At 55.2% G+C, this 8,747-nt stretch carries 10 protein-coding genes; 8 read left to right on the top strand and 2 right to left on the bottom strand.

The window, feature by feature from the left end; all coding sequences use genetic code 11:
• Window positions 1-255: 255 nt before the first annotated feature.
• A complete protein-coding gene (gene ku, locus CVM73_RS38400; protein WP_100236899.1) occupies window positions 256-1,167 on the bottom strand; it encodes a non-homologous end joining protein Ku in 912 nt (303 codons plus the stop codon).
• A 740-nt stretch (window positions 1,168-1,907) separates the two neighbouring features.
• Between ku and CVM73_RS38395 the strand changes: the two genes are divergently transcribed.
• A complete protein-coding gene (locus CVM73_RS38395; protein ID WP_100236898.1) occupies window positions 1,908-2,120 on the top strand; it encodes a hypothetical protein in 213 nt (70 codons plus the stop codon).
• 130 nt (window positions 2,121-2,250) lie between these two features.
• Window positions 2,251-2,520: a hypothetical protein gene (locus tag CVM73_RS39580; RefSeq protein ID WP_146006743.1), complete on the top strand. Its 270-nt coding sequence runs from the start codon at window positions 2,251-2,253 to the stop codon at window positions 2,518-2,520.
• A gap of 246 nt (window positions 2,521-2,766) precedes the next feature.
• On the opposite strand, the gene CVM73_RS40595 is transcribed toward CVM73_RS39580, so the two are convergent.
• Complete coding sequence (locus CVM73_RS40595) at window positions 2,767-3,036, bottom strand: hypothetical protein (protein ID WP_167407305.1); 270 nt, start codon at window positions 3,034-3,036, stop codon at window positions 2,767-2,769.
• 377 nt (window positions 3,037-3,413) lie between these two features.
• Between CVM73_RS40595 and CVM73_RS38385 the strand changes: the two genes are divergently transcribed.
• The 6 genes from CVM73_RS38385 to CVM73_RS38365 form a co-directional block, all read left to right on the top strand.
• Window positions 3,414-4,430 carry a hypothetical protein gene (locus CVM73_RS38385; RefSeq protein ID WP_100236896.1) on the top strand — a complete coding sequence of 339 codons (1,017 nt, stop codon included), beginning with the start codon at window positions 3,414-3,416 and terminating at the stop codon, window positions 4,428-4,430.
• Window positions 4,431-5,291 (top strand): PDDEXK family nuclease, encoded by an 861-nt coding sequence (locus tag CVM73_RS38380; protein WP_100236895.1) that lies wholly within the window; start codon window positions 4,431-4,433, stop codon window positions 5,289-5,291.
• Window positions 5,219-5,593, top strand: a complete 375-nt coding sequence (locus tag CVM73_RS39575; RefSeq protein WP_146006742.1) for a hypothetical protein — start codon at window positions 5,219-5,221, stop codon at window positions 5,591-5,593. Before CVM73_RS38380 ends, CVM73_RS39575 begins: the two co-directional genes overlap by 73 nt.
• Before the next feature lie 1,203 nt (window positions 5,594-6,796).
• Complete coding sequence (locus CVM73_RS39570; RefSeq protein ID WP_146006741.1) at window positions 6,797-7,387, top strand: hypothetical protein; 591 nt, start codon at window positions 6,797-6,799, stop codon at window positions 7,385-7,387.
• Window positions 7,384-8,280 (top strand): hypothetical protein, encoded by an 897-nt coding sequence (locus CVM73_RS39565; RefSeq protein ID WP_146006740.1) that lies wholly within the window; start codon window positions 7,384-7,386, stop codon window positions 8,278-8,280. The genes CVM73_RS39570 and CVM73_RS39565 overlap by 4 nt, the downstream gene beginning before the upstream one ends.
• Window positions 8,281-8,293: 13 nt before the next feature.
• A partial coding sequence (locus tag CVM73_RS38365; RefSeq protein ID WP_146006739.1) for a cupredoxin domain-containing protein occupies window positions 8,294-8,747 on the top strand: 454 nt, incomplete at its 3' end.

Below are 8,747 nucleotides of genomic sequence, written 5' to 3'. Positions count from 1 at the left end.
GGCGCGTCCGCCAAGGTGGTTCCCTCCCGGATAAGCTTTCCGGTCTCGTCCACCGCACATACCGCAACGGAATTCAGCGAAACATCGAGGCCGACGTAGATCATGACTTTTCTCCTTCGGATGGAGTTGGTCCATGATCGTCAGCCAAAACGTGCCGCGCAGCAAATAGGTCAGACGATCGGGACCGAATACCCCATCTCTTCCGTAAAGCGGCTGCGCTTCATGCTCTGGTCCTCATATGGGCCAGAGCGAACTTCAATCTGGATTAAGTCGAGGGGGCAAGGTCACCAGCTTCTTGCCGGCGATCGGCATCAGCATCTCCTTTTGGCCGGTCGTGGTCTTGCGCGACTTTTTGGTTGATTTCTTCGGCGCCGTCGCAGGCACTGTCTCTGCCTCCCTCCCGACACTACGGCGGAGCGCTTCCATCAGATCGACCACGTTCTCGCCCCGCGGCCGTTCCTTCGGAGTGATCGGCTTGCCCGCCCGCTTCTGGTTGATGAGATCGATCAACGCAGTTTCGTACTGATCCTCGAACTTGTCAGGCTCGAACCGCCCGGACTTCTGGTTCACGATGTGCTTGGCCAGGTCCAGCATGTCCTTCGTAACTTTGACGTCCTGGATCTCGTCGAAATACTCCTCCTCGCTGCGCACTTCGTAGGGGTAGCGCAGCAAGGTACCGACCAGACCTTTGTCCATCGCCTCGAGCGCGATGATATGGTCGCGATTGGTGAGCACGACCCGGCCGATCGCAACCTTGTTCATTTCACGGATGGTCTCGCGGATGACCGCAAAAGCGTCGTGGCCGACCTTCCCATCGGGACGCAGATAGTAGGGCCGGATCAAGTAACGTGGATCGATCTCGGACTTCTCGACGAACTCGTCGATCTCGATGGTACGCGTGGACTCTAGCGCGATCTCGTCGAGTTCTTCCTTCGTCACCTCGATAAACTGGTCTTTTTCGAGCATGTAGCCTTTGACGATATCCTCGTTCTGCACCTCGTCGCCGGTATCAGCGTCGACCTTGAGATACTTGATGCGATGGCCGGTCTGCCGGTTGAGTTGATTGAACGAGATCTTCTCGGATTCGGAGGTGGCCTGGTACAGCGCGACCGGGCAGGTGACCAGGGATAGACGCAGGAAGCCTTTCCAGTTGGCGCGGGGGGCCATGTACGCAGAACTCCGTTTCGGGATGCCTCGGACTGAAGACGGTCGGGAGTGGCCGGTTCCGACACGCCATCCTGTTTTGCGACTTACAATTTGGACCCGGCCGATCGCGGCGGGAAAAATCATCGCGCGTCCCTTGGTTGGAACTCGATGTCTGTTCTCTATATGTTCCAGCGCTCACAAGTCGTGCCTCGATGAGATGCGAGGGCGAAGTTCTGAATGCGCTGGGACTTCACTTTACGCACGATCGCGTCATGCGAAGGCGGCGCGCAAGCGCTACCGGCATCGACCAAGAGCAGAGCAGAGTAGCCGTCCACGTCCACACACCCCGGAGCCAATTGGGGCGGCCTTGGCGCCCGGGATCCTGCCGATCAGCATGGCGCTCCTGGACGGTTCCTCGTAGCGCTTCTCGCCCTTGAGACCTTTAGGCGCGAAATTGATCCAAATCACAGAGGAGCGCTAAACCATAGCATAGATTGGCGTCGAACCCGGCTCGGGCTAGACTAGCTCGGGTGCACGGGCCTTGAGAATTCGTACTTATGTCAGTATATCTGACCTAACATTCACGGCTTTTGAACGTTTGGTCCCCACAATGTGACTTACGGAAGTGTAACTAGGAAGCCACTGCGAAGCCATATTAACCCCATAGGTTGTGAGCCTATGGACATCCCGGCCGGTTCCGTCAAAACTAATTCGGCGGAAAAGGTATGGCGCCAAATAGAGGCGCAAGGGGAGCTACCTTGATGAACGCGCAAGCCCTTCTTTCATATTTCTCGTTTTCTGGCTGGCGTACTGAGCCAACGAAGAAGGCTAAGGACTTTCCGCCGGAAGCCTATTCATATGACGATGATATTGACCCGAAAATTGTTGCTGCCATCCAAAAGAAGGCAGACGAAAAGCTTGATCAACAGGAATGGACTGTGATCGAGCGTCTCGGAGATGGCGTTAAGCGCTAAGCCTGGATGGTGCTCCCGCCCTCCACGCGTCGGTGACGTCATCACGTGTCTCTATCCAAATGATCCAAAGGGCCGCTTACGCCCTGCTCTTGTCTTAGAATCCAGAGTCGGTTCTGGGGGAGGTCGTGCCGTGCGCGTTGCATACGGCACCTCAAAACTGAACAAAGCAAAACGTGGCGAAATAGACCTAATTATCGAGTCCCAAGAAGATATCGATGAATGTGGTTTGGCTGTTGCGACGCGCTTCGATCTGGAGACAACCGCAGTCATTCCGTGGGAGCCACCGGATTGCGATTGCTGGCATGGTCAGTATTCTCCGAAGCTTGGGTCTCTCTCGATCGACCGCCAAGTTGATTGCGCGCATAAACTCACGGCTATTCAAAATAAGTCTAAAAAATAACTGGCGCGACAAAGTTTCAAACTGAGACACGACCGCGCCATGAGCGATCGACCCGCCAGTTGGTGGATGCCTACCCCGAAAACAATGGAAAAGCTGGCCGCTTCGATCGGCAGAGACGCGGTGGGAAGCCGAGCTTCCGCCCTCGCGGGCGTCTTCTTCCTGCTTCCTCCGGCTCGATTCACAGGCCATCCCCGGACTAACCTGGTCGAAACTTCCGCTTGCCGCGGCCGCCTCGAAAGGTACCTATTACGGCTGCTTGGACGGTCCGGGCGGTTTGATAAAGCCGTCTGTCAGCAGTGCGTTCTCCAAAGACTTGGTGGCATGATCGAGCAGTTTCTCATCGCGATCCGCGTGCTCAACAGCGACGGCTGCCGTCTGCCAGTGAAGAGCCTGCGTTCCGTGCTGTTCGATAAACACTGCCGCCGCTCGCAAGCTATCGATTGTCATGTTGGCTAGGCCAACGGCAACGACGAGCGGCTTCGTTAGAAAGCGATCATTCTGGACCTGGTACGCCATCAGTTTCTTCCACCCTCTTCAACTGCGCTGCACGTATTTCTGTGCTCATCTTCCGTTGATCGGGTGTCATGTTAGCAGCTCTGCTGACCGCCTCGGCTACCGAGCAACTTAGTTATCGGCTTCAACGCGACGTATGCGGACGAGCAGCACACGATTGATGGCGATCGTGCGGCTGCCGAGGACAGTTTGGGCGGACTGAGTCGCGCCGAACGAAACGAGTCCGTGCTGGCGACGTCGACTTATCCCCGCAAGACTACATTTGCCAAAAACATCTCACATTTCGGACTTTACCCCTAGATGTGGTATGTGGAACCCGCGAGTCGGGGTGGGCGATTCGGCATGCCTGAAATGCGTTCTGTGAACATACGGAGTCCGCAATGGCTACAGAGCCGAAACACTTTACTAAACTCAGCGATGCAGAACTCCGCAATCGACAGCTAGAGATTGACGATCCGCATCACCAGGCGAACCTTGTGAACCACATCCCCGAAGGCGTTTCACCGGTTCGCATTTTGAACGTGTACCGCTTCAGCAAGTATCCCGCGGAAAAAGCGTACTGCTCAAAATGTGAGGCTCGCCGTCATCGTGATGGCTTTACTGTTGAGCTTGATGACGGCTCCGTTGCCATTCTCGGCAGCAAGTGCGGTGCCGATCTATGGGGCCAGTCATGGCACGATATTGCGGCTGATTTCGGTATCGAGCTAGAGCGCGCGGGGATTATCATTGGCTTCAGTCGAATCCTGCCTGAACTTAAGGCGGTTATCACTGCTTTGGAAAAGTGGCGACCAACGATCCGAACCGTTGCAAAGAACCAGCGTCAATTCCAAGGTGTAATGCCGGAGACATTCCGGCGCCTGCGAAACGCCGCTGTTCGCGTCGATCGCGCCCTGATGGTTCATCAGCAGGTGCGCGACCTTATTAAGGAAGCTGAGTACGAACGCCGTTACGGCAACGCGCCGAGCACTCCGTTCTACGTGATGCACGAACGCAAGGTTCATGAGCTTCAAGGCTATGCGTTCTTTGAGCACTCCAACATCGAAGTACTATACGATCTGGCCTTGCAGGATTTGGCGGCCGCGGTCGAAGTCGGTTCAAACACGCAACTTCATAGCCAACATAAGCTGCGAATGCACCGCGCGAAGCTCGGCGATGCTATGGAGCGACTCGAACGAGTGGCATCAGCGGTTCGGGCCGTGCAACTGTTTTACGCTTCTGACAATCTTGTCCGCGTCGCGCATTGGATCGAGCGCGACATGCCCGGCGAGGAATTCGAAGTGGGCGATCATGCGCTGACCAACTTGCATAGCGGACGGACCGTGAGAATGCCTCAAGACTATCGGATGGTTGATATTGAACCGGCGCGTCGCCTCAAGAAACTGAGCCACGGTCGCTAGATGCCCGTAACACGGACACTGAATCCACTTCCGTTCAATGATCTTGAGCCGCGCCGGTTCGAAGACCTAGTTCGCCAGCTTGTGTATGACTTCAGACCGTGGCTTCGCTTGGAGGCGACAGGCCGCGCGGGCTCAGATGATGGCTTTGATGTTCGCGGAATTGAGCCGGGAGATGCTACTACAGAAGAACCGGATGACACCAACGATGACGACGATGAGTCATCCGCGATCGATAATCCGATCAGCGAACGAACGTGGCTGATCCAGTGCAAGCGCGAAAAGACGATCGGTCCAACCAAGCTTCGCAAATATCTTGATGAGATAGGCGCCGAAGAGCGAAAGGCGCTTTACGGCATCATCTTCGTGGCGTCGGCCGATTCTTCGAAGACCTCGCGCGACGTCATGGCAACCTGGGTCCGCGAAAACGGTCTCTCAGAATTCCAGATTTGGAGTGTGAGCGACATCGAGACCATGCTGATACAACCGAAGAACGATCACATACTTTTCGCCTTCTTCGGAATCTCGCTTCAAGTTCGCAAACGTTCTGTTGCCTCGGCGCTCCGCTCGCGGATCACCATGAAGCGAAAAATCTCACGAATTCTGAGCAAGAGGATGTACGCGCCCTTCCTGCTGCGTGATCCAGACGCGAGCGACTTTCCATACATCAATAAAGGAGAGGAGCTGCGATGGATGGTCCGGGTCACGGGATGGACTTCCGCGGCGTTGGATTCGAATTCAAGGAATACAGCGCCTACGTTGATAGTGATGGGCATTGGGATGTGGCAAACATGTTCAATCGTGCGATTCCGGAACATGACCATCCTTGGCTTGAGTTCGAAAAGCGTTGGCTGTCGGAAGTAGATCAGACCGAGTTGCGCAAGTTCTTGGCGGAAATTCCAAACGAAAATTCCGCGCGGCTGACTGTGACCGCCTTTATCCCTTTCGAAGACGTTGTTGCCGTGGACGAAATTGGCGACGAATGTTGGGGTTACTGCGCGGAAATGCCGGTTCTCTTTGTGCCAATTACGGATGGAACGTTGTCTGTCCACTCAAGCACGGAAGTTCGCTTGCTGGGCGGGGCCGGGACTGAACTTAGCGAACCGGACCCTGCGAAACGAATCAGATACTTTCCCGACAAATTTCGAAGCGACGAACTCAATTAGCGGCCCCGCTCGCGGCAGACTTAGGCTAGCGGCCCTCCTAATGGACCAAAACTTTACATGCGCATAATTCCTTTCAGCCTTCTTTCGTCATCCGATTTGATCATCGATGCCGTGAATGAGGGCGGTAGGCTGGGAAATGCGGCTGATGATCCGATCTCTAAGATACTCCAGGGTGTCGGAAACCGGGGTGGACTTCGTGCTGCGCGCGGGCCAGACAAGAAGTACGTTGTCCTCTAACTGACCCGCTCGTTGCAATTCTGCGCGCGAATCGTCTTTGCCGGACTGCACCTCGCAAAATTCAGCGATCAGTATCCCAGCGCTTGTCACGAAATCGGAGATCTTGCGTCGTTGCGCGCGGCCAGCCCAAGTCCTGACCTGCCTTGGCGTTCAGTTGAAACACGGAAATACCGTGTTCGATACCGTCGCGGCATTGGGCGCCAGCGGCACGCCGGCGCCCACAGGAACGAACGCTTACGTCTCGCTTCATCCAGCAGCCCCAAAACATTCGTGTGGGCGCGCGAGATGCGGCCGAATGCCATCTGAATGATTGGATGGATGGCGACCGTGTTCACCGGGTTGTTGAGGAGGTCATAGGCTTGGGACAGTACGGCCGGACTTTGACGATCCTGACCTGTGCGTCTCTCGGTGAAGAGACCCATGGGGAAGACGAGCAGGAAGATGAAGAGTTGCTCGATCGCTGGACCCCAAAGTTCAGGCGGTAGTCCGACGGCCGAAGCCCGATAGAGCAAACTTGCATCAGGCGGACGACACCGTGCGAGTTAAACTACGAACCAGCGTTCTTTTACAGCGCCTCATGGGCAGCTTGATACGGGATCACCTCGTGCGCGTCAGTTCCCTATCGGATAGCCGCCTTTGGCGCTTCGCCTCCAACGTCGCGGATAGGCTAGCCTATCAAGCACGTTGATGTTTCCGAAATAGCGTAACAGCGCAGCTACCCAGCGCGTACCAGCCACAACCATCGAGTTACTCCTAAAGAGGAGCTATCAGACCGCTTGTCTAGCAAAAAATACTCGCGTAGCATGTATCCCGCATTACGTGCATCGCATCATTTCTCTCGCATCTGCTGGCGGCACTACTGCGGAGAGGCTTTGTAGCCGCGCCCGAGCGATAGCATTTTGGGGAGCTACAAGCATGGCGCTTACCCAAGGACACTCAATCTACGCTGGTCTGTCCGATACTGGCATGCAGAAATTTCTGCATAGCCTCTTCGTTGCCCGTCCCCACTACTTCAATTTTGCAACCCCTGCGATGGGTGGCGGCGGGCCCGATATAGGACCGCTTCAGCCGATTGCGGTTCCAGGATCAAATGCCGGGATAGAATACTCATTATCCTTCACCGAGCCGAGGATACGCTTCTTTCCAAGCGCATTTAATCCCGCCCCTCCCGCACCTTTGCCTATTGCGGCAAACCATTTTGGGATCAGTACAGACGTCAAGATGTGTATTCTTGCTGACACTGGCGGTGTACCGACAAAATTCTGCGGGACAATCAGCTTTTGGGCGGTGGGACGTCCTGTTCAGATCGGTGCAGGAACGTCGGCCGTGGTTTCGCTTTCCGCCCAGCAGGCCTTGGTCTCCGGGACTGGTAATCTAGATCGTTTGTGCGAACAGATCGTCACTAAAATCCTTAACGCCCTGCTCAGGCAGTTGCAGATTCCCGTGAAGCTGCTCCCGCAAGGGGCGTTCCAGATCACTCTAGAGCGCGGACCTGAGATCAATTCTCCATCGGGCAATCCCCCGGGGCAAATGCAAATTTGGGGAGGTCTGTCATGACATTTGTTTCCGCAAATCAGATTCCGAGCGCTCTCAGGCCGATTCTGCCGATACCTATAGCCGCTGCTTCAGACCTTACCTTTGCCGTCAGCCAAGATGCACTTACGCAACTCATTCGGCAGTCGATCGACAAGACAATTAATCAACGAAGCTCGGGAAGTTGGGGACCGTTCGTTGCGGGCTACGCGGTAACCCTAAAGCTATCAGGAGGGGATATACACCTGATCGACCTAGGTCAGCAGGTTTTGCTGCAGAACGTCGCGGTTTCCGGTGCTGTCGATCTCACCTTGGGATTGAACCTCGGTAACGTTCTTCCGCGCATCTGCATCCCACCCGTGCGGGTCTGCATCCCGAATCCATTTGGCCCTGATTGGTGCACACCTCAAGCGTGCGTTACGTGGCCCTCGGTATCGACCACAATCCCCATACCCATCCCCCCAGTCAAACTGTCGGCAAACTTTAACGTGACCGCAAAACAAAAGGGCGCGGAGTGGGATGTCATTCTTGGAATCTATCCGTTTTCGCTTCAGATCGACTTCACGCCAACAATTGACATCACAATCGATGCGGTCGAGAGGGTAGTTCACGACGTTTTGGGCGGCGTTCCTCTTATAGGTGATTTGATTGAGGGCCTTGTTGACTCCGTCCTCAATGCTCTCCGATCAGTAATCCGAGCAATCCTTGCAGGATTGCACAGCTTCATTCAGCAGATCATCAATTTGATTGACGTCTTCTCGCCTACCATTCCGTACAAAGTAACAAGCTTCCCCGCAAAACAGATCTTCCTTCCAGCTAGCGGCCCGGGTGATCGCGAAGTCAGTTTGAGCATCAGCGCCATAAACCAGCCGACGATCATCAACCCCGAGATAGTCATCACGGCAAACTTCGCCTAGCAGGAGCTAGTCCATGTTTAATTCCCAATCGCTAACGCACTTCGATGCGTACTATCATCATTTCGCATCGGCAGGCACCTACCATTGGGGCGTTTTTGTCAAACAGAATCACGTGATTACCGTAGCGCCAGCTCCGCTGGGACACCAACCTCAGCAACGCGATGTTTGGCTCACCTACAACACCACTGGCTTCGTCGTGAGTCCCGCTGACGACAACTTCCAGATCTATGCGACCGATTCTGTAATGTGGCATAACGAGACGCCAGGCCCGGAAATTCCAGGCTTCTCAATCGTCGGTGACAACGGGCTCGCCGGTGGCGCTTTTAATGGTTTTAACAGCCGCAAATTGGGCGTTAATGACGCCTTCAGTCACCTCTTTCTGCAACCGGGAAACTACAACTACGCGATCAGTGGGGGAATGGGTCCTCAGGCCGGTAGGGTCCCGATCAGCCATCGGCGCGCCCGGG

Origin of the sequence: Bradyrhizobium forestalis, from assembly GCF_002795245.1 — a bacterium.
Taxonomy (GTDB): Bacteria; Pseudomonadota; Alphaproteobacteria; order Rhizobiales; family Xanthobacteraceae; genus Bradyrhizobium; species Bradyrhizobium forestalis.
The sequence above is the reverse complement of the archived record's forward strand: the minus strand, read 5'-3'. Positions and strand labels throughout refer to the sequence as shown.

What these genes read in the sequence shown, in the direction of transcription:
- ku (WP_100236899.1), bottom strand. Translation starts at nt 1,167, where the DNA reads ATGGCCCCCCGCGCCAACTGGAAAGGCTTCCTGCGTCTATCCCTGGTC.
- CVM73_RS38395 (WP_100236898.1), top strand. Translation starts at nt 1,908, where the DNA reads ATGAACGCGCAAGCCCTTCTTTCATATTTCTCGTTTTCTGGCTGGCGT.
- CVM73_RS40595 (WP_167407305.1), bottom strand. Translation starts at nt 3,036, where the DNA reads ATGGCGTACCAGGTCCAGAATGATCGCTTTCTAACGAAGCCGCTCGTC.
- CVM73_RS38385 (WP_100236896.1), top strand. Translation starts at nt 3,414, where the DNA reads ATGGCTACAGAGCCGAAACACTTTACTAAACTCAGCGATGCAGAACTC.
- CVM73_RS38380 (WP_100236895.1), top strand. Translation starts at nt 4,431, where the DNA reads ATGCCCGTAACACGGACACTGAATCCACTTCCGTTCAATGATCTTGAG.
- CVM73_RS39575 (WP_146006742.1), top strand. Translation starts at nt 5,219, where the DNA reads ATGTTCAATCGTGCGATTCCGGAACATGACCATCCTTGGCTTGAGTTC.
- CVM73_RS39570 (WP_146006741.1), top strand. Translation starts at nt 6,797, where the DNA reads ATGCAGAAATTTCTGCATAGCCTCTTCGTTGCCCGTCCCCACTACTTC.
- CVM73_RS39565 (WP_146006740.1), top strand. Translation starts at nt 7,384, where the DNA reads ATGACATTTGTTTCCGCAAATCAGATTCCGAGCGCTCTCAGGCCGATT.